The following is a 21344-nucleotide window of genomic DNA, read 5'->3' as shown; positions in this document are numbered from 1 at the left end:
TATCCCGCTCGCGAACGGGAGCCGGCCATCATCGGCGCCGCTCGCGAGCGGCGGCCCGGCATCAGCGGCCGACTACTCGAACAGCGACGCCTTCGGTTTCGGAGACGCCGTGGCATCACCGTCGGTTGCGGGCAGCGCACCGCCGATGAATTCATCGACCTCACGCCCCTCCGCCACCTTCGCCGGGTGGGGGCCCGCCGCCATCAGGCGTGGCAACCACTCGGTGGGAAGGGGAGAACCCGAAGCCGCGAAAACAAGATTCCCGAAGCGGCGCCCCTTCAGCACCTGCACCTCCGCCAAAATCGCCAGATGTGGGAGCGCCTGGCGGATGGTCGCCGCCTGGCGCCGGGCGAACGCGAGCCCCGCTCCATCGGCAACGTTGACCAGCAGGATGCCGGTCGGAGCGAGCAGGGCCGTGGCTTCCCGGTAGAACTCCACGCTCGTCAGATGCGCGGGCGTCTGCGCTCCGGAATAAACATCGCTGACGAGCAGATCCGCCGTTCCGGCCATGCTCTTCGGCATTCGCCCCAGGCCCTCGCGGGCATCACCGAACCGCACCCGGACGGAGGCGTCCTTCGGGAGGGGCAGGTGCTCGCGCACAAGATCGACGAGCGGTTGCTCGATTTCGACCACCTGCTGGCGCGAACCGGGGCGCGTGTGCGCGATAAAGCGCGGAATGGTCAGCCCTCCCGCGCCGAGGTGGATGGCCGTGATGGGGCCTTCGGGGAGCTGGTCGATCACGGCCCCCATGCGCGCAACGTATTCAAACGCGAGGTAGGTCGGATCGTTGAGGTCGACGTGTGACTGCGGGGTGCCGTCGACGATCACCTCCCATCCGGAGCCGAAGTCGCTCGGCCGGATCTCGGCGATCCCGCCGCTGGTGAGGCGCGCCTGCGGAAATTCGACGTCCTTCGTCCGCTTTCTGCCCATGTCAGACGCTCGGCGCCGAGATGATGGCCGGCGCCGTCTCGGCGTCGATCTCGGCGGCCGCCGCAACGCGTTCGCGGTACCCCTCTGCAGCGAGCGCCACGCCCGTTGCCGACGCCGAGACAAGATGTTTCACCGCGCGGCGCAGTCCGTGGAAGCCCTCGGCGGCAACCGCCACATCGGGGGCCGAGTGGTCGAGGCCTCGCTGCGTCAGGGCGTCGGCGATGGCACCTGCCGCGAGGTAATCCTCGACCGCGAAGGCACCGTCGTCTCCCGCGAGGACCAGCGCAACGGATGTGCGCTGCCGGCGGGCGGTCTGCGTGTCGAGAACGGCCTGCGCCGTTGCCGTCGCGTTGCGTAAGGAGGCCGCCATCACCGTGTCGGCCCGGTCCGCCAGCGCGCTGACCAGCCGGTCGTCCCGGCCGATCGCATCAACAACGACGATGACGTCGCTCGGTGCGAGCGCCGCCCACCCGCGAGCACCCCACGCAAGGCGCACCTGGTAGGGAGATTGTGAGCGCGGATCGGTCATCCCTCCAGTGTATTTCGCGCCCCCGCGATCAGCGCGCGTAGCCTGATCCGGTGGAACGGCTGCATGATCCTTCATGGCGCGGATTTGCGTCGGACAACTACGCGGGTGTTCATCCCGAGGTGATGGCCGCTCTCGCGGCCGCGAACGGCGGACACGCGACGGCGTACGGTGATGACCCGTACACCGCGGCCCTTCGCGAGCAATTCGCGCAGCTTCTGGGTGCTGGTACCGAGATCTTCCCCGTGTTCAACGGCACGGGTGCCAATGTCGTCGGGCTGCAGGCGATGGTCACGAGGTGGGGCGGTGTGATTGCGCCGGACCTCGCGCATGTGAACACGGATGAGGGCGGCGCCCCCGAGAAAGTCGGCGGGTTCAAGATCATCCCGGTGGATGTCCCCGACGCCAAGCTGACCCCTGACCTGGTGCGCGCGCATGCCGGCGCACGCGGTGTGCACACGATCCACCCGCAGGTCGTCTCGATCACGCAGTCGACGGAAATGGGAACGCTGTATTCGACGGAGGAGATTCGGGCGATCTCCCAGACGGCTCACGATCTGGGGATGTTCGTTCACCTGGACGGCGCGAGGATCAGCAACGCGGCCGCAGCGCTGAGTGTTCCGCTGCGTGAGTTCACACGTGATGCCGGGGTGGATGTCATGAGCTTCGGCGGAACGAAGATCGGGACGATGGGCGCCGAAGCGATCGTCGTGATGAATCCCGACGCCGTCTCTGGCGTGGAGTTCCTGCGGAAGAACACGATGCAGCTGTCCAGCAAAATGCGCTTCGTGTCGGCGCAGCTTCTGGCGATTCTCGAGGACGACCTCTGGCTCCGTGCCGGTGCGCACGCGAACGCCATGGCCGCGCGCTTGCGCCGCGGCATTGAAGACGCCGGTGTGTCCGGCGTCACGTTCACGCAGAAGACGGAAGCCAACGCGGTGTTTGCGACGCTGCCCGCGGGTGCGGCTGATCGCCTGCGCGAGCACGTGCGCTTCTACGACTGGAACGCCGAAGCGCGCGAGGTGCGGTGGCTGACCAGCTGGGACACCACCGAGGCCGACGTTGATCGCTTTGTGGATCTGATCGCTCAGCACTGTTCCTCGGCTGATCGGCGCGCGTGAAGGCCGATATCGATCCGCGTGAAGCCGCGCTCACATCCCTGGCCATGACCGAGGGGCTCGAGGTGATGTGGCTCAACGGCTTCGACATCGACATGGTGGCGATCTCTCGCGTCCACCTGCAGCGCTACCTGACGACACCTCTCTAGCCCCGCACAGAAAAGCGTCCGGCGGACATCGATGCGATGTCCGCCGGACGCTTGTGTGACTGCGCTCGAAGCGTTAGCGAGCGACCAGGTCCGAACCGCCGCCGGCGACAACCGGAACCTCGTAGCGACGCGGGTTGCCGAAGCGGTGGGCCGTGATCGACACCGCCTGTTCACGCACGAACGGCAGCATCTCTACGCGGCCGGCGCGCGTCACGGCACCGCCGTAAATCGCCACGTTCGGTGCTCCATCGGTCGCCGCGATCACACGAGCCGCATCGGCGCCGACAAGGCGCACCCGGCCACCCGACGTCGTCAGCGCGGCCGTGCGCGTGTCCCACGCATCGTCCTTCTCGACGACCAGCTGAGCCACCGACGAGACATACTCGCCCACCGCTGCCGGGAGGGGTGCGGAGGTCGATACGACGAGAGGAGCCCCCACCCGCGCACCCGCAGCGACAACGCGAACGAGATCCGCGATGCGGCCGTCCTCGAAACGGATGGTCACGGCCGTCGGCACATAGCGGAGCACGTTCTGCTCCAGCACCAGGCCCTGAACATCGCGGGCAACGCCGAACTCAGCGTTCCATGCCGCGATGTCCGTTCGCAGCGCATCCGACATCCAGTCAGCCTCGGTCTCAGGAACAACGGTAAGCGCGCGTCGCGCCGCATTGTCCAGGTCTCCCGCGGCCGATACCGGGGCGTCGAGCCACGATCCCAGGCCGAACAGGTAGCTCGGGCCACCGGCCTTCGTCCCCGCCCCAACGGCCGACTTCTTCCAGCCGCCGAACGGCTGACGCTGAACGATTGCGCCGGTAATCACGCGGTTGATGTACGCGTTGCCCGCCTGGATCGAACCGAGCCAGTGCTGGATCTCATCGACATCGAGCGAGTGCAGACCCGAGGTCAGGCCGTATTCGACCGCGTTGACGATCTCGATCGCCTCGTCGAGGGTCTCGGCATGGATGATTCCCGTGACCGGACCGAAGTACTCCGTCATGTGGAACTCCGAACCGGGCTTCACGCCCTCGCGGATTCCGGGCGTCCACAGCTTCTCATCCTCGTCCAGCTGACGGGGCTGCACCATCCACGACTGGCCGGGCTCGAGCTCCGTCAGCCCCCGCAGGAGCTTCCCGGCGGCGGGAACAGCGATCGGCCCGATCCGGGCGCCCTCTGTCCACGGCATACCCACTTCGTAGCCATCAACGGCATCCAGCAGCTGGCGACGGAAGCGCTCGCTCTTCGCGACCGAACCGACGACGACGACGAGCGACGCCGCCGAGCACTTCTGGCCCGCGTGCCCGAAAGCGGAGTATGCGATGTCCTTCGCCGCGAGATCGAAATCAGCGCTGGGCGTGACGATAATCGCGTTCTTTCCGCTGGTCTCGGCGAGCAGCGGCAGGTCGGAACGGAACGAACGGAACAGCTCGGCCGTCTCGTATGCGCCCGTCAGAATTGCCTGGTTGACCGACGGGTGCGAGAGCAGCTGCTGGCCGAGCTCGCGTCCCTCCAGCGTGACGAAGCGCAGCGCCTCGCGCGGAACTCCGGCCTCCCAGAGTGCCTCAGCGATCACGGCCCCCGTTCGGGCCGTGACGCGTGCCGGCTTAAAGATCACGGCGCTTCCCGCAGCGAGAGCAGCGAGGACGCCACCGGCCGGGATCGCGGCCGGGAAGTTCCACGGCGGAATAACGGCCGTGACCTTGGCCGGAACGTACTCGGCTCCGTCGACCTGCTGCAGCAGCTCGGCGCTCCGCGCGTAGTAGTGCGCGAAGTCGATCGCCTCGCTGATCTCGGGATCGCCCTGTTCGACGACCTTTCCGGCCTCGGCGCCCATGACCTCGAGCAGGTCTGCGCGACGCTTCTCCAGCTCGTCACCCGCGCGGTGCAGGATCTCGACGCGCTCGGCGAGCGGCATCGCCGTCCACGCATCCGCTGCGGTCTCGGCGCCAACGATCAGCTGATCGAGCTCCTCGGAGGAACGAATCGTCGTGTCAGCGATCGTCTGGACGCCCAGCTGTGAGTCCTGCATCCGCGCACGAATGCCCGCCGCCCACTCGCGGTTGGCTGCGACGGCCGGGTCCGTATCCGGTGTTCCGCGGTACTCGCCGCGCGGACCCTCCGGCTGCGGCTGGCGCCGATCCATCACGCGGTTGGGCGTGGGGACCTCGGTCGGCATCATCGCGATCGAAGTGAGGAAACGGTCCCGTTCGCGCTGGAACATGCGCTCATCGGTGTCGAGCTCGAACACGGCCGACATGAAGTTGTCGGGGCTCGCGCCCTCCTCCAGACGGCGGATCAGGTAGGCGATCGCCACGTCAAACTCATCCGGGTGCACAACGGGCGTGTAAAGCAGCAGCTCGCCCACATCACGGCGGACGACCGCCGCCTGCTGGGTGGCCATGCCGAGCAGCATCTCGAACTCAACACCAGAGCCGGGCTCGATGCGGATGCCGCGCTTCTCCGAAAGGAGCTTCGCGAGCGCAACGTCGAAGAGGTTGTGACCAGCGATGCCGATGTGCACGTTGGCGATGCGCTCGGGGGTGAGCGCGTAGTCCAGCACCTGCTTGTAGCCGGCGTCGGAGTGCTGCTTGGACGGCCACGTCGCGATCGGCCAATCGTGCGTTTCGGCGTCTACCTGCTCCATCGGCAGGTTCGCGCCCTTGACAACGCGCACCTTGATCGGGGCACCGCCGGAAGCGGTGCGCTTCTGCGCCCACTCCTGCAGCCGCATCATCGCACCGAGGGCATCGGGCAGGTAGGCCTGAAGAACGATGCCAGCGCGAGCCTGCTGGAACTCCTCGCGGCCGAGGAGCGCCTCGAACACGTCGAGCGTCAGGTCGAGGTCCTTGTACTCCTCCATGTCGAGGTTGACGAAGGTGTCGTTCGCAACAGCGGCGCGGTACACGGGCGCGAGTGCCTCGACGGCGTGAGTCACGGCCTGGTCGTGCGCCCATATGCTGTGCGGTGCAACCGTGGAGGACACCTTGATCGAGACATAGTCGACATCGTCGCGCTCGATCAGGCGGATCGTTCCCGCAACGCGTCGGTCTGCCTCGCGCTGGCCGAGAATCGCTTCGCCGAGCAGGTTGACGTTGAGGCGCGTGCCGTCGCCGGAGATCTGCTGTAGGGCCTTACCGAGCTTGTTCTCCGAGGCGTCGACGATGAGGTGGCGCACCATCTCGCGCAGCACCTTACGGGCGATCGGAACCACGATCTGCGGGAAGGCGGGAGCCATCGCCCCGCCGAGGCGAACGAGGCCACGAAGAGGAGCGGGCAGGAACGCCGGAACGCCCCGGGAGACCAACTGGAAGTTGCGCGCGGCAACCTTCTTGTCTTCCGGGCGCACGACACCGTCGACAAAACCGACGGCGAAATCTAGGCCCTGGGGGTCGGAGAGCACACCAGCGAGGTTCTTCGCTGCTGCGTCGACCTTCTCATCACGTGCCGCAACGAGCCACGTACGCACCTGTGCGACGGCGGCTTCTGCGAGCTGACTGTCGATCCCTGTGCTCACGGCAGCTCCTGTTAAGTCTGGGGCCTGAAACTGCGCTGTTGTGCGCGGCTCGATGGTCATGATGATCACCTCTTTCCGATCCTGGTCACTTCCATCCTCCGCGTGTGGAACCTTCTGGTAAAGCACACAGTTTCGAAGAGAATCGTTCGATAATCTCGATGTATGAGCGTGGGTTGGAGTATCCATCGATTGCAGTTGCTTCACGAGCTGCAAATGCGCGGAACGATCACCGCCGTTGCGACCGCTCTGAGCTATTCACCGTCAACCGTTTCGCACCAGCTGACACAGCTGGAGCGCGAAGTCGGGGCGCCTCTTTTACAGCCGGATGGGCGTCGCGTTCGACTCACCGCAGCCGGCGAAACCGTCGCCGCGCACGCCGCCCGTGTGCTCTCCCTCGAAGAACAAACGCGCGACGAGCTCGACGTGGACAACCCCATGCCGGCCCCCGTCCGCATCGCCGCCCTGCAAACCTCCGCCCGCGCGCTCTTGCCCCGCATGCTCGACATGCTCGTCGTCAGCCACCCCGGCCTGCGCGTCGAGGTGTGGGTGATTCCGCCCGAAGAAGGCCTGTTCGAGGTGGAAGCACGCGGGTTCGATCTTGTGATCGCCGAGCAGTACCCCGGCCACACCCGCGAACACCGGCCAGGGCTCGACCGCGTTTCGCTCGGGCGCGACCCCATTCGCCTTGCCGTCAGCCCCGATTCCCCCATCTACTCCCTCGAGGACGCCCGAGGCGCGGCCTGGACGATGGAGCCGCGCGGAACCGCCGTCCGCTCGTGGTGCGTTCAGCAGTGCCGTGGCGCCGGTTTTGAGCCCGATGTTCGCTACAGCTCAGCCGACCTGCTGGCGCAGGTCCGACTCATCTCGTCGGGGCACGCCGTTGGTCTGCTCCCCGAGCAGTTGCTCGCCGGCGACGAGAGCCCCGTTCGTCTCATCGACCTGCCCGGCTCCCCCACGCGCGAAATCTTCACTGCCGCACGCGAAGCGTCCGCGGAATCGAAGGGCGTCATCGCCGTGCGCGAAGCGCTCCAGCATGCGTTCCACGATGCAACGGCCGTGTTCGAAGACCCCCACGCGATGCCGCACGTGGAATAGGCGTCGTCCGTCAGATCAACGCGTGGTCGTGCGCGTACACAACCAGTTGCACGCGATCGCGCAGCCCCAGCTTCGCGAGGATGCGGCTGACATGCGTTTTCACCGTCGCCTCAGAGAGGAACTCCCGCGCGGCGATCTCGGAGTTGTTCAGGCCCCGAGCCGCGAAGGCAAAAATCTCCTTCTCACGATGCGTCAGCTGCGCGAACGCATCAGGACGTTTCGGCGCCGGTTCAGCGAACCGCGAGAACAGATCCGTTGTCGCCTGGGCCGCGATCACCGACGAACCCCGGTGCACTCCTCGGATCGCCGCCAACAAGAACTCCGGATCGGCGTCTTTGAGAAGAAACCCGCTCGCCCCGCCCCGAATCGCTCGCGCCGCCGCCTCATCCAGATCGAAAGTGGTCAGCATCACGATGCGCGGCGGATGTTCGCGACGCAACAGCTCTGTTGTGGCGACGATGCCGTCCATCACCGGCATCCGAATGTCCATGAGCACGATGTCCGGACGCGTTTTCGCAACAACATCCAGCGCTTCACGCCCGTCGCCCGCCTCGCCCACCACCTCAAGATCGGGCTGAGAATTAATCACCATCCGAATCCCGGCGCGAAACAGTGCCTGATCATCGACGAGCACAACGCGAATCACGGTTGTCATCTCCGGCCTCCCAGCGGGATCTCTGCTCGCACCACGAATCGACCAGCGTCGTACTCGACGTCCGTCCGCCCTCCCACCAGTTGCGCGCGTTCACGCATCCCGATGATGCCGTGCCCCGCCTGTGACGGAGCCCGCCTGGCGTCGTTGGCCACCGTGATGGTCACATTCATCGACCACCACGCGATGCTCACCTCGACGGCGGCACCATCGCCATGGCGCAGGGCATTCGTCAGCGCCTCCTGCAAAATTCGGTACACCGCGAGCTGAATCGACGCGGGAACGTCACTCGGAGGGGCGGGACTGATCGTCGCGCGGACATCAACACCCGCCGCGCGAATCTGATCGAACAGGTTTTCCAGGTCGGCGAGCGTCGGCTGCGGGCCATCACCCTGCCGATGACGCAGCTGCGCCAGCAGCAGGCGAACATCCGAGAGCGCGGACCGGGCCGTTGTGCTGATCGTCCCTAATGCCTCGCCCGTTGCCGCAGGGTCGTTCGTCGCGGCGTACCGGGCACCGTCCGCCTGCGCGATCACCACGGCAAGTGAATGCGCCACGACGTCGTGCATATCCCGGGCAATGCGGCCGCGCTCCTGCTCCGCCTGCATCTCGGCTTCGGCTCGGCGCTGCGCCTCTCGGTTGGCGCTGACGGCGCGATTTGCCCGGACGATCGCCCCCGCCGCCCACGCCAGAACGAGCGCGCACATTGACGCCAAGAAGGACACGACGATCCCGGAAGCGAGCGTCGACAACTCCATCGTCGACGGCGTTCCCAGAAGCCACCCGCTGAGCGTCAGAAAGAGGGCGCTGGTAAACGCGCCGACGATGGACGACGCGAACCCCAGCCAGAGGACCACGCGGCCGCCGTATGCCGCGGTAGCGAACAACACCCCGAGAATGGCCAGATCGCTCAGCATCGGTGGCAGAACGCACACCATCTGAGCGATCGCCCCGAGCCACGCGATCGCGAGCGCGAGCGCCGGCGACAACCGCCGCACAGCAAGAGCCGTCGACATGATCACGCCCGTCGCCAGGGTCGCCACCCATGGGAGGGAGGTCCCTCCCAGAAAAAGAGGTCCGAGGATCGTCGCGAGGAAGAAAAACACCACCCCCGCTGTGATGTCGACCGTGAGCGAGACCCGCGTCATGGGGCGGAAGAGTCTGGCCATCCCCTCACGCTATGCGCCTCGCGGCTGATCCGCGTCCCCCCAGGGATGTATCTCGCCCGGAGATCACACCTAGCGGAGGGCTCCGACGCTGGCGAGCGCGGTGCGGATGAGCGTGCCGCGCCCGCCTTCGAGCTCACCGGACACCTCATCGCTCGCGGCCTCTTCCGGGGTCATCCACGTGATCTCCAGCGCGTCCTGGCGCGGATCGCATGTTCCCGTGACGGGAACGACGTAGGCGAGAGACACCGCGTGCTGGCGATCGTCGTGATACGGCGTCACGCCGGGGATCGGGAAGTATTCGGCCACCGTGAACGGCGCCGGCTGCGCCGGAACCTGAGGGAAGGCCATCGGGCCCAGATCGTTCTCGAGGTGCCGGTACAGCGCGTCTCGCACCGTCTCGCCGTGGCGAACGCGGCCCGACACCACCGTGCGAATCATTTCGCCCAGAGTGGTTGAGCGCAGCAGGATGCCGACCTGTGTGACCTGCCCCGTCCCGTCTGCACGGACGGGAACGGCTTCGACGTAGAGGATCGGGAGACGACGACGCACCTCGGCGAGTTCTACCTCCGACAGCCACGCGGGGTTCGCCGAGCCTCCGGGCACGCCGCCGAGCCCACTCATGCCGAGGTCGCTGGGAAGCGACGGCGAATCAGGAAGGTCTTCGGGATCGGGATCAGGTGTGCGCACCGCCATGCCGCCACGCTACATCCTTCCCGCCGTCGTGGCGTGCGCTCGACATGTCACCGCGCTACCCGCGGCGCAGGCGAAGGCTGTTCAGCACGACGAACACCGAGCTGATCGCCATGGCGGCGCCCGCGAGCATGGGCGCGAGCAAGCCGAAGGCCGCCAGCGGAATGGCCGCCACGTTGTAGGCAAAAGCCCAGAACAGGTTGCCGCGAATGATCTTCAGCGTGCGCCGCGAGAGGCGGATCGCGTCAGCCGCGGCCGTCAGGTCGCCGCGCACCAGCGTGAGGTCGCTGGCCTCGATCGCCACGTCCGTGCCCGTTCCCATCGCCATGCCCAGATCGGCCTGTGCCAGCGCGGCCGCGTCGTTGATGCCGTCCCCGACCATTGCGACCTGGTGCCCGTCCTGCTGCAGTTGGGCCACGACATCGACCTTGTCTGCGGGCAAGACCCCGGCGATCACGCGATCGATCCCTACTTCCGCGGCAACAGCGCGGGCCGGGCCTTCCGCATCACCCGTGAGGAGAATCGGCTCCAGCCCGAGGGCGCGCAGCTGGCGGATGGCATCCGCGCTCGTGGGCTTGATGGTGTCGGCAACCTCGATGACGCCGCGGGCACGGCCGTCCCAGGCGATCGCAACGGCCGTTCCCGTTGCCGCGTCGAAGGCGGCCTGCAGCGCGGCATCGAGCGGGGCCGCCCAATCGGCCAGCAACGCAGGACGCCCGATGACAACGGCATGTCCACCAACGACGCCCTGAGCTCCCAGCCCCTCGAACGAGCGGAAGTCGCTGACGGACGGAGCATCCTGTACGGCTCGTGCAATGGCCTGGGCGATCGGGTGCTCACTGGCTGCCTCGACGGCTGCTGCCATCCGCAGCACCTTGGCGGTGTCCTCGCCGTCGGCGGCGGTGACGCCCTGGACGGTCATCTTCCCACTGGTGACGGTTCCGGTCTTGTCGAGAACGATTGTGTCAATACGGCGTGCGTGTTCCAGCGCCTCGGCGTCCTTGATGAGAACGCCCATCTGCGCTCCGCGGCCGGTTCCCAGCATGAGGGCGAGGGGCGTTGCGAGGCCGAGTGCGCAGGGGCAGGCGATGATCAGAACGGCAACCGCCGCGGTGAAGGCCACGGCGGGCGGCTGGCCGATCAGCAGCCAGGTGACAAGGCTCGCGATCGCGATGACGATCACGATCGGCACGAAGATCCCCGAGATCTGATCGGCGAGCTTCTGCGCACGCGATTTCGATGCCTGTGCCTGTTCGACAAGGTGCGCCATCTGCGCCAGCTGAGTGTCGGATCCCACGCGCTCTGCGCGCACGATGATCATCCCGCCCGCGTTGATGGTGGCACCGACAACGCGATCGCCGGCGGCGACCTCGACGGGAACGGACTCTCCCGTAATCATCGACTGGTCGACGGCGCTGGCACCGTCGATGATCGTTCCGTCTGTGGCGATTCGTTCTCCGGGCCGAACGACAAAGATGTCTCCGACAGCGAGGCGATCGGCGGGAACGCGTTCTTCTGTTCCGTCATCGCGACGGATCGCCACGTCCTTCGCTCCCATGTCGAGGAGGGATCGCAGCGCATCGCCGGCGCGAAGCTTCGATCGCGCTTCGATATACCGACCGGCGAGGATGAAGGTTGTTACGCCCGCCGCGGCCTCGAGATAGATCGACCCGGAGCCATCGGCGTGCATCGCCAGAAGCGCCCAGCCATGGCTCATGCCGATCGCACCCGCCGTTCCGAACACGAGGGCGTAGAGGCTCCAACCGAGGGCCGCGAGCGTACCGATCGACACGAGCGTGTCCATCGTCGCAGCGCCGTGGCGCAGGTTGATCCAGGCCGCTCGGTGGAATCCCCAGCCACCCCAGATCACAACGGGCAGAGCGAGGGCAAGAGACACCCACTGCCACCAGGGGAACTGGAGGGGAGGGATCATCGCAACAACAACGACGGGAATGCTGAGGGCAATCGACCAGCCGAGGCGACGGCCAAGGACGCGGAGTTCTGCCTCGCGGTCGTCCTCCTGCTCCGGCGCCGGCAGCGCGGCGCCGTATCCGGCCGCTTCAACCGTACGGATCAGGTCTTCTTCTGCCACCGAAGCGGGGAAGACGACGTGCGCTTTCTCCGTTGCGTAGTTCACCTGTGCCGTGACGCCGTCCAGTTTGTTCAGTTTGCGTTCGATGCGGTTTGCACACGACGCGCACGTCATGCCCTGGATGTCGAGGTTCAGCTCGGTGGTGCTCATGATGTCCCCTCCCGGGGCAGTGTTCAGCGTGTTGTGAGACCGAGGTCGTTCGGGGCGGCGAGCGCGTAGCCGGCTTCGACGACGGCGGCGCGAACGGCGTCGTCATCGATCGTGTCGGCGGTGACGTCGAGGCGTCCAGTCGCGAGATCAACGGCGACCTTCTCAACGCCCGCGATGTCACTGACCTCTTCTGTGACGCTCATGACGCAGTGCTGGCAGGTCATGCCCTGGACGGTGTACGTGTGCGTTGTCATGGTCTTCTCCCTGATGTTAGGAACGGACGAGCCGGGCGATGGCATCGCTGGCTTCTGTGAGTTTTTCGTCGGCGAGGTCGCCGCCCTCACGGACGGCGTCGGCGACGCAGTGCGAGAGGTGATCATCGAGCAGACCGATGGCGACCGACTGCAGTGCCTTCGTGGTGGCGGAGATCTGCGTGAGGATGTCGATGCAGTACTGCTCTTCCTCCGCCATGCGCTGAATTCCGCGCACCTGGCCCTCGATGCGGCGCAGGCGCGCCATCACCTTGTCCTTGTTTTCGATGTAGCCGTGGTGCGTGTGGCCAGCCATGGTGTCTCCTCGCTGTTCGACAGGAACAACCTTATACCCCCAGGGGGTATTCCCACCACACCGGTTTTTCTTTGTCAGAGGTTCGGAAGATGATGGGACCATGCAGACGCCGCCCCTCGACGCCGACGCCGTCCTCTGGACGGACTCACCGGGCCAACGGCCGCTGATCGTCTTGCTCCACGGCTACGGATCCGACGAGAACGACCTCTTCGCGCTCACCGACCACCTGCCGGAAGAGTTTGTCTACGCCGCCGTTCGCGCACCGCTAACGCCTCCGTTCCCGATGAGCGGGAACAGCTGGTACCCGATCGACGATCTGTCATCACGTGATCCCGCGGCGATCACGGCCGGCGCTGAGCGGCTGCTGGAATGGCTGGACGCCGCTGCACCGAACGCCACGAGCGTGGGTCTGCTCGGCTTCTCTCAGGGAGGCGCAACCGCACTGCAGGCGATGCGCCTGGCCCCCGAGCGCTTCGAATTCATCGTCACCCTCTCCGGGTACGCGGCAGACGGCTCTCTTCCCGGCGACGACGCCCTGAAGGCCCACCCGCTCCCCGTCTTCTGGGGCCGTGGCGCACTCGATAACGTCATTCCCGCGCCCGCCGTTGCGCGCACAACCGAGTGGCTCCCGGAGCACAGCGCGCTCGTTGGCCGGATCTATCCGGGGCTCGCGCACGCGGTCTCCGCAGCCGAGCTCGACGACATTCGCGCGTTCCTGCGCGCACAGCTTCCGGCATGACGAAGCGGGCGGGTCCGCAGACCCGCCCGCTCCCTGTCCGAATCGTCGTTACTTCACGCGAACGACGACTTCCTTGCTCTCGGTCTCTCCGGCCGCATTGCTGAGGACGGCGACGTAGGCGTACGTGCCGGCCCCACGCCCCTCGATACGGGTGGCGACGGCCTGCGCCGCCGGCGTCTGAGCCGTGAGCTCCTGCTCATCGATCAGCTCGCCATTCTCGTACAGACGGTATGCCGTGGCGTTTGTCCCCCACCACATATTCGTCGAGACGGTGTAATCGCTCGACTTGCCGTTGCGGTTGTCGTGACTGAGAACGACCTTGCCCGGTGCCGCATCCTTCACCTTCACGGTGGCCGACGCACAGGCCGTCGTTCCGTGCTGGTTAATGAGCTCACACGTGTATTCGTACGTTCCGTTAACGCGACCCTCGATGGTGAACGCCGCGCTCTGCGCCTCGGGAGTGCGGTCGGTCAGACCCCGCTCCTCCAGCAGCTCGCCGTTCTCGTAGAGACGGATCGTGTGGGCGTTCTGCCCCCACCACATGTTCATCGAGACGGTGAAGTTCCCGTCCTTCAGACCGTGTGCGTGTCCGCTCGTTGTCGACAGCACGCCCTTTCCGGGGGCTGACGTTGCGGGACCGTCGACGGGCTCCGCCGCGGGCGCATCCGTGGTGTACCGCAGCGGCGGCGCCGGCGGCATCTCCATTCCGTGCCCGAAGTAGTAGCTCGTGTGCGGCGGCTGGTTGTAGGCGGTGTTCTGCCACGCAATCGCCAGACGGTACTGCGAGTCCGACATGAGCGTGCGGATACGGTGCTCGGTCTCATCGACCGTCGTGAAGATCCGCAGCGCCGAGGAGTCCTCGGTGCGGTAGACGAGTTCCTCACGCCAGTCACCGAACAGGTCGGCCTGCAGCGCCGGGGTGCCCTTTGAGCTGTTGTTGGTCAAAACACCCTCAGGCTCGAAGATCGGAACCTGAACTTCGTTCTCCCAATCCCACTTGTAGACCTTGGGGTGACCGCCGGGCATATCCCAATCGAACTCGTGGTCAACGATCTCGCTCAGCAGATCAGCGTCCCACTTGGCCACGAAGTTGGCCGCGGGGATGTTCTCAGTGATCAGCTCGCCATCGACGCTCATCAGGTAGCCGACCTTCGAGTTCCATTCCAGGTCCCCGCCGATCGCCCAGCCTTCCGCTCCGTCGAAGCGCGGGTCGATATCGGCCATGGCGGCACCCACCGCCCATCGAGATGCTCAAACGTGTCGACGAATCCCACGGGGTCGGGGGCTTCGGGAAAGCGCGATTCCTCGATGATGGGCCAGTCATCCACCCACGTGACCCCGGCAAGGAATGTCTCGCGCCCGTTCACATGAAAACCGGGATACGACCCGGATTGACGAATACCGAGGAACACCACGACCCAGTTCCCATCCGCCTGTTCGACGAAATCTGCATGCCCTGTTGCCTGGACGGGGTGAGGGGTGCTCCGGTGCGAGATACCGCGCCTCTTCTTGCGGCTCTCCCGTGAACGGGTCGATCTGCACCTGATGGATGCCACCGGGCTGCGAGCCCCGCCACGTCAGAAGGCACCGTCCCTCGTCGTCCCAGGAGAGATCAGGATCAATGCCGGGGGTTCCGGGAACGCGCACGGGGGTGGACCACGGCCCTGCCGGATGATCGGCGTGTGTGATCAGCTGCCCCTCGCCAATGCGCCCGATACTCGTCGTCGTCATCCAGAACCGACCGTCGTGGTGCCGCAGCGTCGGCGCGAAGATCCCGGAACTCGCCTCGGACGCCCCCGACCCGGCCGCTACCTCATCCTCGTCCGGCACCGCGTGCCCCACGAGATCCCACGTCATCAGGTCCGTCGAACGATAGATGGGGACGCCAGGAACATACTCGAACGTCGACGTTGCGAGAAAGTACTCGTCTCCGACACGGCACACAGAGGGATCGGGGTGAAAGCCGGGCAGGATCGGTTTGTGGTTCATCCCAACAAACTAGTGGGTGGAAGGTCATGCGTACAATGGTTTTGTCCTGTCCCCGACGAACGGAATGAACCGGTGAGGAACTTCGACGCCGCGTAATCCGCGCTGATCGTCGACTCCATCTCTGGAGCATCGCGCAGCGCACTCGCGCTGATCGTCGATGCCCTCACCGCACGGGCACACAGCAGGCAACCTCCTGCCAGGCGTCAGCGCATCCCTGCGCCCGGAGCACACTGCTCGACCTGCCCCGGCCAGGCGGAACGCGATGCGTTCCGCCCGCGCTGACGCTCGGTCGAGCAGCACAGGAGCTCCCATGCCCGCCCTCATCATCGATCACCTTTCCTTCTCTTGGCCAGACGGATCGCCCGCGCTCGAAGACGTCTCCGGAGTGTTCGGCACGCGCCGAACCGGTCTCGTCGGCCGCAACGGTTCTGGTAAATCCACCCTGCTGCGCCTGGCAACCGGCGAGCTGACCCCGACGTCGGGATCTGTCACAGCCACCGGCGATATCGCCTTTCTGCCACAGGACCTCACGCTGGATGGGACGACCCGCGTGGCGGACCTCCTGGGAGTCAGGGCACCCCTCGACGCCGTTCGCGCCATCGCCGACGGCGACGCCTCCCCCTCTCGATTCGACGAGGTGGGCGACGATTGGGACGTCGAGGCGCGCGCACACGCCGCACTGGCCGAGGCAGGGATCCCGCCCGAAGCCCTCGACAAACGCGTCGGCCAGCTCTCGGGCGGGGAAGCGATGCTCGTCGCGCTCACCGGAATCCGGTTCCGCCGTGCCGACATCACCCTGCTCGACGAGCCCACCAACAACCTCGACCGTGATGCGCGATCCCGCGTTCACGGGCTCATCAGCGCCTGGCGTGGCGCTCTGGTCGTCGTCTCGCACGACCTCGACCTTCTGGAGCTCATGGACGACACGGCTGAGCTGTACCGCGGCGAAATCGCCGTGTTCGGAGGTCCGTATTCGGCGTGGCGCGCGCACCTCGCGGATCAGCAGAACGCGGCGGCGCAGGCCGAAATCGATGCGAAGAAGGTGCTGGCGCGAGAAAAACGCCAGCGTATCGAGCTGGAAACCAAGCTGTCCCGTCGCGCCCGATCGGGGCGAAAAGCGGCGGATTCGATGCCGAAAATCTTGGCAAACGCAAAGAAGAACGCCGCCGAGGTGACGGCGGGGCGCGTGCGCGGAGAGGCTGCGGGTAAGGAGGAAGAGGCCCGCGCCGCGCTCGACGCTGCGGGACGCCTGAAACGGTCCGACGACGTTGTTGCTTTGGACCTTCCGGATCCGGGAATTGCCGCCGGCCGGCGCATCGCGACAATCGGTGATGGCGAACGCGAGTGGATTGTGCAGGGACCGGAACGCGTGGCGCTCATCGGCCCGAACGGTGCCGGGAAGACAACGCTACTCACGGAGCTCCTGACCGGTCAGTCCCCGCACAGCGCGCTCCACGTAGACGCAGTGGGGTATCTGTCGCAACGACCGGACAACAACGACGACCGCTCCGCGTTCGACCTCATCCGTAGCGTTGCCCTCGGACAACGAGACGCGGCCATCCGCAACCGTCTGGCACGGTTCCTCATCCGCGGAGACCAGGCGGATCGCCCCTTGAGCACGCTGTCCGGCGGCGAGCGCTTCCGTACCGCAATCGCCCAGCTGCTCCTGGCAGAACCGGCGCCGCAGGTCCTGGTCCTCGACGAACCGACAAACAATCTCGATGTCGACACGGCCGGGCAACTCGTCGAGGCTCTTCGCACCTACCGCGGCGCCGCGATCATCGTCAGCCATGACGATGCGTTCCTGCGCCGATGGCAGCCGGACCTCGTGTTGGAGCTGCGGAACGGCTCTCTGCGCGAAGCGGAGCTGACATGACGATGGGGGCAGTCGGGCCGCCGGCCCGACTGCCCCCATCGCGAGGGGTGTTACTCAGCGGGAAGCAGAACCGAGTCGATGAGGTACACCGTAGCGTTGGCCGTCTGCACACCACCGCAGATGACGTTGGCACCGTTGACCATGATCTCGTCACCCGAGCCCATAACCTCGAGGTCCGAACCCTGCACCGTGGTGTGGGTTCCCTCGATGTCGTCCGGAGCAATCTGGCCGGGCAGCACGTGGTAGGTCAGAACCGTGGTCAGCAGGTCGGCGTCCATGCTGAGTGCCTCGATGGTGGCGTCGTCCACCTGTGCGAAGGCCTCGTCAACGGGCGCGAAAACGGTGAACTCTGCGCTGTTCAGGGTGTCAACAAGGTTGACGTCGGGGTTGAGCTCGCCGGCAACCGCCGAGACGAGCGTCGTGAGCATCGGGTTGTTCGATGCGGCAACGGCGACGGGGTCGGCCGACATGCCCTCGATCGAACCGGCACCTGACGGCACGGCGTCGGCGTATGCCGAGCAGCCGGGGCCAACGAGGTTGGCGGCGGGGTCCATCATCCCGTCGTCCGCCATGTCGTCGTCCATCATGTCGTCGGACTCGTCCATCTCGGGAGCGGGTGCGGTGTCTTCCGTTGTCGGCGTCGTGTCTTCCTCGTCCATCGCGGAACCGTTGCTACATCCGGCGAGGCCGAAGACAGCGACGAGCGACAGGACGGCGGTGCTGGTGAGTGCGGACTTCTTCGTGAACATGGTGTTCTCCTCGTGGTCGAATGCGCACTTTGCTGTGCGACATCTCTGCGCTTTCATGACCTATTCGGGGTGCTCACGGAATCGGATGGGACCTCTTCGAGAAATTCTTCGCCGGGCGCGTCGCGCGCGGGAAATGAAAGATGCGGACGACGTGAGGCATGCTGGAACGCATGGTGATCGACAACGTCGAAGTGGATGAGCACTCCGACGACCCCGTCGACCATGTCGCCGAGCTTCTCCTCCGCATTGCCGAGGGTGACCAACGCGCTTTTGCTGAGCTGTATGACATGCTCTCCGGCCGCGTCTTCGGGTTGATTCTCCGCGTTCTGGTCGACCGCTCGCACAGCGAAGAGGTCTTGCAGGAGGTATTCCTCGAGATCTGGCAATCCGCGCGGCGGTTCTCTCCGAAGAAGGGGCAAGGGAGAACGTGGGTGCTGACGATGACCCACCGTCGAGCTGTCGATCGTGTGAGATCGGCACAGGCAAGCACCGACCGTGACGTTCGCGTGGGTTTCCGCGATCTGGACGTCGCGTTCGATGCCGTCTCCGAGGACGTCGAGCTGAGATGGGAGGGACGCCGAGTCGTCGAGGCTCTGCGGCAGCTGCCCGAGATTCAACGTGAAGCCCTCACCCTCGCCTACTACGGCGGATACTCACAGAGCGAAATCGCCGCCCTCACGGGCGCACCGCTCGGAACGATTAAGACGAGAATGCGTGACGGACTGTCACGCCTGAGGACGACGATGGGAGCGCTGGCATGAACGCCGAAGAGCTAGCTCAGCTGCTCGCTGGTCGCGCCCTCCACGCGCTCAGCCCCGAAGACGAGCGCCGCCTCGATGCGGCTCTCGCCGCTGATCCGGAGCTGCACGAAAAACTCGCACGCGACGAAGAGACCGCGGCTGCACTCGCGGCGGCGGCCCCCGAGGTCGCGCCCCCCGCGCACATCCGCGATGCACTTCTCGCACAGATCGCGGCCACATCGAATTCCTCGTCTGCGTCCGACGACGATGCGGTGCCCCAGAACGGACAAGCGCCGACGAAGCCGGCCAGGCGCAGTGCGCGTCGAGCCTGGTTCACGCTCGCGGCGTCTGTTGCCGTTGTCGGGGTGGCCTGGGGCGGAACCGTTCTCGTGTCGCAGGTGTTCGAGCGACCGGCCGCCGTCATAGCCCTCGATCGCATCACGGATGCCGCTGACACGCGCACGGCGCACGGCGAGCTCCCGCAGGGCGGAACGGTGCAGATGCACTGGTCGCACTCGGTGGGCGAGGTCGTCGTCCTGTCCGAGGATGTGCCGCCCCTGGACGAGGGCCAGCAGTACGAACTGTGGTTGGTGCGCGGAGAAACGCCGATTCCCGCCGGTGTTTTCGACGGGGGAACGTCGGAGCCGATCCTCCTCGCCGGAGAGCTGGAACCCGGTGACATCGTGGCCATCACGATCGAACAGGCCGGTGGGTCACCCACCGGCCTGCCGACAACGGATCCCATCGCTGCGATGCCGACGGAATAGTCCGTCGGCATCGCAGCGGGGCATCATCCGAAGGTGAACGAGTACGCCTCGACGCCGGGCGGAAGCTCGACCTCGATCGTTCCGGTCCCTCGGTCTGCATTGCGCAGCTCGTATGACCGGGGAGTTCCGGCGACGACGATCGACTGACTCTCGCCGTCAACCGTGGCCGTGATCGTTCCTTCTCCCGCGAGAACGATCCGCACCTCGCTCGCGGAGTAGGCGAGACGAATCCGGGCCGGCGATCCGTCGGGGGTGACGTACTGCGTCGCGATCGTCCAGTTCCCGTCCAGTGCGAACGAGTTCCGCGGCTGCTGCTCGGGAAGCGTGAAACGCTGGTCGCCCGCCCGGTACGGCTCGGCGCCGGCGTAGTTGACGATCTTCGTCCACCCCAGGAAGGTCTCGGGAGTGCGGTCGCGATCCGTCGGCGTCGCGTCCTGCACCCCGGTGGCTCCGGGCAGGTCGACACCGGGGTCGGCGTCCACGAGCAACTCCCGGATCAGCTTCTCGGTGGCGGCGTAGTTGCCCTCGCCAAATGCGATGTGCCGAACGGTGCCCTCCGCATCGATGAGGTAGTGCGCTGGCCAGTAGCGGTTGCGGTAGTTCGTCCACGTCGAGAGGCTGTTGTCGAGCGCAATCGGATAGGTGATGCCGAAGCTCTCCGCTCCCGAGCGAACGTTACGGGGATCCTTCTCGAAGGCGTACTCCGGTGAGTGCACGCCGATCACCTGCAACCCCGCATCGCGATACGCCTCGTCCCAGGCCACGACGTGGGGAATGCTGCGCTGGCAGTTGATGCACGAGTACGCCCAGAAGTCGATAAGGACGACCTGCCCGCGCAGATCCTCCAGGTCAACAGCGGCGCCACCCGCCGTATTCATCCATTCGTCGATGCCGCGGATCGATGGTGCTGTTCCGCACGATTCGAGCTCGGGAGCGCCGTTCGTGCAATTGCTGAGCTCGCGGTTCTCGTCCGTGACGATTCCGCCCAGGTCGAGCGCTTCTCTCACCCCTTCGTCCTCGGCCAGCTGGCGTTGCAGCGGTGCTGTGTAGTCCGGAACGAGGCGCTGCAGCGCGGCGGGAACGTCGAAAACCAGGCCGACGGCCAGCGCCAGCATGGCCACACCCGCGGTGATACGGAATGCGCGTTCGCGCTTGCGGAATCCGCGGATGCGATCGATCACATTGCGTCCCGCCAGCGCAAAGGCCAGGAGCGGCAACGAAACACCGATCGCGAAGGACACCGTGAGGATAACGATCTCGGGACCGATCTGCCCCGTAGAACCCGCGACGATAATGGCGGCGAGAACCGGGCCAGCGCACGGCACGAAGACGGTTCCGAGGGCGAGACCGACCGCGAATCCGTTGCGGCGGTTGGAGACATCACGGCGCGGCAGCCAGGTGAAGGGCTTCTCGAGCAGACGCTCGAAGGCGGGGATGAGAAGGCCGATTCCGATGAAGCCGAGCAGAGCAATTCCCACCCAGCGAATGATGCTCTGCGGCAGGCCAAGGGCGCCCAGGATGAGCGATCCGAGCAGCGTGACAAGCGTGAAGCTCGTCATCAGCCCGAGAACAACGAGATAGGGGCGCCATCGCGAAGCCGTCCTCACCTCACCTCCGGCAGAGGCCGTGCCCGATGATCCCGATCCCTGTCGGTCCGGTGGCGCTCCGCCGGTGAGAAAAATAACGGGCAGCACAGGGAGGATGCACGGGGAGATTCCCGTGATGAGTCCTCCGAGGAACCCGATAATGGCCAGCGACATGGTGTGTCCCTTCGTCGTTGCCCTCTCTTCGGTGCGAGTGCTCCAACGGATGGGCGACGCACCGTCCCCGATGCG

At 66.1% G+C, this 21344-nt stretch carries 20 protein-coding genes and 1 pseudogene; 7 read left to right on the top strand and 14 right to left on the bottom strand.

The features are described from left to right. Positions 1-72 precede the first annotated feature (72 nt). Together G6N81_RS09600 and G6N81_RS09595 are read right to left on the bottom strand one after the other, a co-directional pair. Positions 73-930 carry a spermidine synthase gene (locus G6N81_RS09600; RefSeq protein WP_165136136.1) on the bottom strand — a complete coding sequence of 286 codons (858 nt, stop codon included), beginning with the start codon at positions 928-930 and terminating at the stop codon, positions 73-75. A gap of 1 nt (position 931) precedes the next feature. Further along, positions 932-1459 carry a 2-phosphosulfolactate phosphatase gene (locus G6N81_RS09595; RefSeq protein WP_165136133.1) on the bottom strand — a complete coding sequence of 176 codons (528 nt, stop codon included), beginning with the start codon at positions 1457-1459 and terminating at the stop codon, positions 932-934. Between the two features lie 50 nt (positions 1460-1509). On the opposite strand from G6N81_RS09595, the gene G6N81_RS09590 reads away from it, so the two are divergent. Further along, complete coding sequence (locus G6N81_RS09590) at positions 1510-2577, top strand: threonine aldolase family protein (RefSeq protein ID WP_165136130.1); 1068 nt, start codon at positions 1510-1512, stop codon at positions 2575-2577. Then, entirely contained in the window at positions 2574-2723 is a 150-nt protein-coding gene (locus G6N81_RS09585; RefSeq protein ID WP_165136127.1) for a hypothetical protein, read from the top strand. Before G6N81_RS09590 ends, G6N81_RS09585 begins: the two co-directional genes overlap by 4 nt. Positions 2724-2796: 73 nt before the next feature. On the opposite strand, the gene G6N81_RS09580 is transcribed toward G6N81_RS09585, so the two are convergent. Next, positions 2797-6294, bottom strand: a complete 3498-nt coding sequence (locus G6N81_RS09580; RefSeq protein WP_165136124.1) for a bifunctional proline dehydrogenase/L-glutamate gamma-semialdehyde dehydrogenase — start codon at positions 6292-6294, stop codon at positions 2797-2799. Between the two features lie 102 nt (positions 6295-6396). On the opposite strand from G6N81_RS09580, the gene G6N81_RS09575 reads away from it, so the two are divergent. Beyond that, positions 6397-7329 (top strand): LysR family transcriptional regulator, encoded by a 933-nt coding sequence (locus tag G6N81_RS09575; RefSeq protein ID WP_165136121.1) that lies wholly within the window; start codon positions 6397-6399, stop codon positions 7327-7329. Positions 7330-7339: 10 nt separating this feature from the next. Here G6N81_RS09575 and G6N81_RS09570 read toward each other — a convergent pair whose 3' ends face one another. From G6N81_RS09570 to G6N81_RS09545, 6 genes are all read right to left on the bottom strand, one after another. Continuing rightward, positions 7340-7984: a response regulator gene (locus tag G6N81_RS09570; RefSeq protein WP_165136118.1), complete on the bottom strand. Its 645-nt coding sequence runs from the start codon at positions 7982-7984 to the stop codon at positions 7340-7342. Continuing rightward, positions 7981-9150: a sensor histidine kinase gene (locus tag G6N81_RS09565; protein ID WP_241244945.1), complete on the bottom strand. Its 1170-nt coding sequence runs from the start codon at positions 9148-9150 to the stop codon at positions 7981-7983. Before G6N81_RS09565 ends, G6N81_RS09570 begins: the two co-directional genes overlap by 4 nt. Positions 9151-9219: 69 nt before the next feature. Continuing rightward, positions 9220-9843 carry an NUDIX hydrolase family protein gene (locus G6N81_RS09560; RefSeq protein ID WP_165136115.1) on the bottom strand — a complete coding sequence of 208 codons (624 nt, stop codon included), beginning with the start codon at positions 9841-9843 and terminating at the stop codon, positions 9220-9222. 55 nt (positions 9844-9898) lie between these two features. Then, entirely contained in the window at positions 9899-12082 is a 2184-nt protein-coding gene (locus G6N81_RS09555) for a heavy metal translocating P-type ATPase (RefSeq protein ID WP_165136112.1), read from the bottom strand. Between the two features lie 23 nt (positions 12083-12105). Next, entirely contained in the window at positions 12106-12336 is a 231-nt protein-coding gene (locus G6N81_RS09550) for a heavy-metal-associated domain-containing protein (protein ID WP_165136109.1), read from the bottom strand. Positions 12337-12352: 16 nt separating this feature from the next. Next, positions 12353-12649, bottom strand: a complete 297-nt coding sequence (locus G6N81_RS09545; RefSeq protein WP_165136106.1) for a metal-sensitive transcriptional regulator — start codon at positions 12647-12649, stop codon at positions 12353-12355. Positions 12650-12749: 100 nt separating this feature from the next. On the opposite strand from G6N81_RS09545, the gene G6N81_RS09540 reads away from it, so the two are divergent. Then, complete coding sequence (locus G6N81_RS09540) at positions 12750-13388, top strand: alpha/beta hydrolase (protein ID WP_165136103.1); 639 nt, start codon at positions 12750-12752, stop codon at positions 13386-13388. A gap of 48 nt (positions 13389-13436) precedes the next feature. On the opposite strand, the gene G6N81_RS12855 is transcribed toward G6N81_RS09540, so the two are convergent. The 3 genes and pseudogenes from G6N81_RS12855 to G6N81_RS12780 all read right to left on the bottom strand — a co-directional run. Further along, positions 13437-14612 (bottom strand): rhamnogalacturonan lyase family protein, encoded by a 1176-nt coding sequence (locus G6N81_RS12855; protein ID WP_165136100.1) that lies wholly within the window; start codon positions 14610-14612, stop codon positions 13437-13439. Beyond that, complete coding sequence (locus tag G6N81_RS12590; RefSeq protein ID WP_206527949.1) at positions 14525-14944, bottom strand: family 43 glycosylhydrolase; 420 nt, start codon at positions 14942-14944, stop codon at positions 14525-14527. The genes G6N81_RS12855 and G6N81_RS12590 overlap by 88 nt, the downstream gene beginning before the upstream one ends. A gap of 24 nt (positions 14945-14968) precedes the next feature. Further along, positions 14969-15377 (bottom strand): annotated as a pseudogene (locus tag G6N81_RS12780) (family 43 glycosylhydrolase); the annotation flags it as partial. A 310-nt stretch (positions 15378-15687) separates the two neighbouring features. Between G6N81_RS12780 and G6N81_RS09525 the strand changes: the two are divergent. Then, positions 15688-17253 (top strand): ATP-binding cassette domain-containing protein, encoded by a 1566-nt coding sequence (locus G6N81_RS09525; protein ID WP_165136097.1) that lies wholly within the window; start codon positions 15688-15690, stop codon positions 17251-17253. A gap of 50 nt (positions 17254-17303) precedes the next feature. Here G6N81_RS09525 and G6N81_RS09520 read toward each other — a convergent pair whose 3' ends face one another. Then, entirely contained in the window at positions 17304-18002 is a 699-nt protein-coding gene (locus G6N81_RS09520; protein ID WP_165136094.1) for a fasciclin domain-containing protein, read from the bottom strand. A 170-nt stretch (positions 18003-18172) separates the two neighbouring features. On the opposite strand from G6N81_RS09520, the gene sigK reads away from it, so the two are divergent. Both sigK and G6N81_RS09510 read left to right on the top strand, forming a co-directional pair. After that, the gene (gene sigK, locus G6N81_RS09515; protein ID WP_165136091.1) at positions 18173-18763 is read left to right on the top strand and encodes an ECF RNA polymerase sigma factor SigK; all 591 of its coding nucleotides are present in this window, start codon (positions 18173-18175) and stop codon (positions 18761-18763) included. Beyond that, complete coding sequence (locus tag G6N81_RS09510) at positions 18760-19509, top strand: anti-sigma factor (protein WP_165136088.1); 750 nt, start codon at positions 18760-18762, stop codon at positions 19507-19509. Before sigK ends, G6N81_RS09510 begins: the two co-directional genes overlap by 4 nt. A 23-nt stretch (positions 19510-19532) precedes the next feature. Here the strand turns inward: G6N81_RS09510 and G6N81_RS09505 are convergent, their stop codons facing one another. Beyond that, the gene (locus tag G6N81_RS09505) at positions 19533-21269 is read right to left on the bottom strand and encodes a cytochrome c biogenesis protein DipZ (RefSeq protein ID WP_165136085.1); all 1737 of its coding nucleotides are present in this window, start codon (positions 21267-21269) and stop codon (positions 19533-19535) included. Positions 21270-21344: the final 75 nt, after the last annotated feature.

The sequence above is a fragment of the Microbacterium amylolyticum genome, from assembly GCF_011046975.1.
GTDB lineage: Bacteria > Actinomycetota > Actinomycetes > Actinomycetales > Microbacteriaceae > Microbacterium > Microbacterium amylolyticum.
This window is presented reverse-complemented; position numbering and strand designations above follow the sequence as displayed.

Bases quoted from the DNA above. Each gene is read 5' to 3' on its own strand.
- G6N81_RS09595 (WP_165136133.1), bottom strand. From the start codon at position 1,459: ATGACCGATCCGCGCTCACAATCTCCCTACCAGGTGCGCCTTGCGTGG.
- G6N81_RS12855 (WP_165136100.1), bottom strand. From the start codon at position 14,612: ATGGCCGATATCGACCCGCGCTTCGACGGAGCGGAAGGCTGGGCGATC.
- sigK (WP_165136091.1), top strand. From the start codon at position 18,173: ATGGTGATCGACAACGTCGAAGTGGATGAGCACTCCGACGACCCCGTC.
- G6N81_RS09525 (WP_165136097.1), top strand. From the start codon at position 15,688: ATGCCCGCCCTCATCATCGATCACCTTTCCTTCTCTTGGCCAGACGGA.
- G6N81_RS09560 (WP_165136115.1), bottom strand. From the start codon at position 9,843: ATGGCGGTGCGCACACCTGATCCCGATCCCGAAGACCTTCCTGATTCG.
- G6N81_RS09575 (WP_165136121.1), top strand. From the start codon at position 6,397: ATGAGCGTGGGTTGGAGTATCCATCGATTGCAGTTGCTTCACGAGCTG.
- G6N81_RS09540 (WP_165136103.1), top strand. From the start codon at position 12,750: ATGCAGACGCCGCCCCTCGACGCCGACGCCGTCCTCTGGACGGACTCA.
- G6N81_RS09565 (WP_241244945.1), bottom strand. From the start codon at position 9,150: ATGGCCAGACTCTTCCGCCCCATGACGCGGGTCTCGCTCACGGTCGAC.
- G6N81_RS09510 (WP_165136088.1), top strand. From the start codon at position 18,760: ATGAACGCCGAAGAGCTAGCTCAGCTGCTCGCTGGTCGCGCCCTCCAC.
- G6N81_RS09570 (WP_165136118.1), bottom strand. From the start codon at position 7,984: ATGACAACCGTGATTCGCGTTGTGCTCGTCGATGATCAGGCACTGTTT.
- G6N81_RS09600 (WP_165136136.1), bottom strand. From the start codon at position 930: ATGGGCAGAAAGCGGACGAAGGACGTCGAATTTCCGCAGGCGCGCCTC.
- G6N81_RS09545 (WP_165136106.1), bottom strand. From the start codon at position 12,649: ATGGCTGGCCACACGCACCACGGCTACATCGAAAACAAGGACAAGGTG.
- G6N81_RS09550 (WP_165136109.1), bottom strand. From the start codon at position 12,336: ATGACAACGCACACGTACACCGTCCAGGGCATGACCTGCCAGCACTGC.
- G6N81_RS09580 (WP_165136124.1), bottom strand. From the start codon at position 6,294: ATGACCATCGAGCCGCGCACAACAGCGCAGTTTCAGGCCCCAGACTTA.
- G6N81_RS09505 (WP_165136085.1), bottom strand. From the start codon at position 21,269: ATGTCGCTGGCCATTATCGGGTTCCTCGGAGGACTCATCACGGGAATC.
- G6N81_RS09555 (WP_165136112.1), bottom strand. From the start codon at position 12,082: ATGAGCACCACCGAGCTGAACCTCGACATCCAGGGCATGACGTGCGCG.
- G6N81_RS09520 (WP_165136094.1), bottom strand. From the start codon at position 18,002: ATGTTCACGAAGAAGTCCGCACTCACCAGCACCGCCGTCCTGTCGCTC.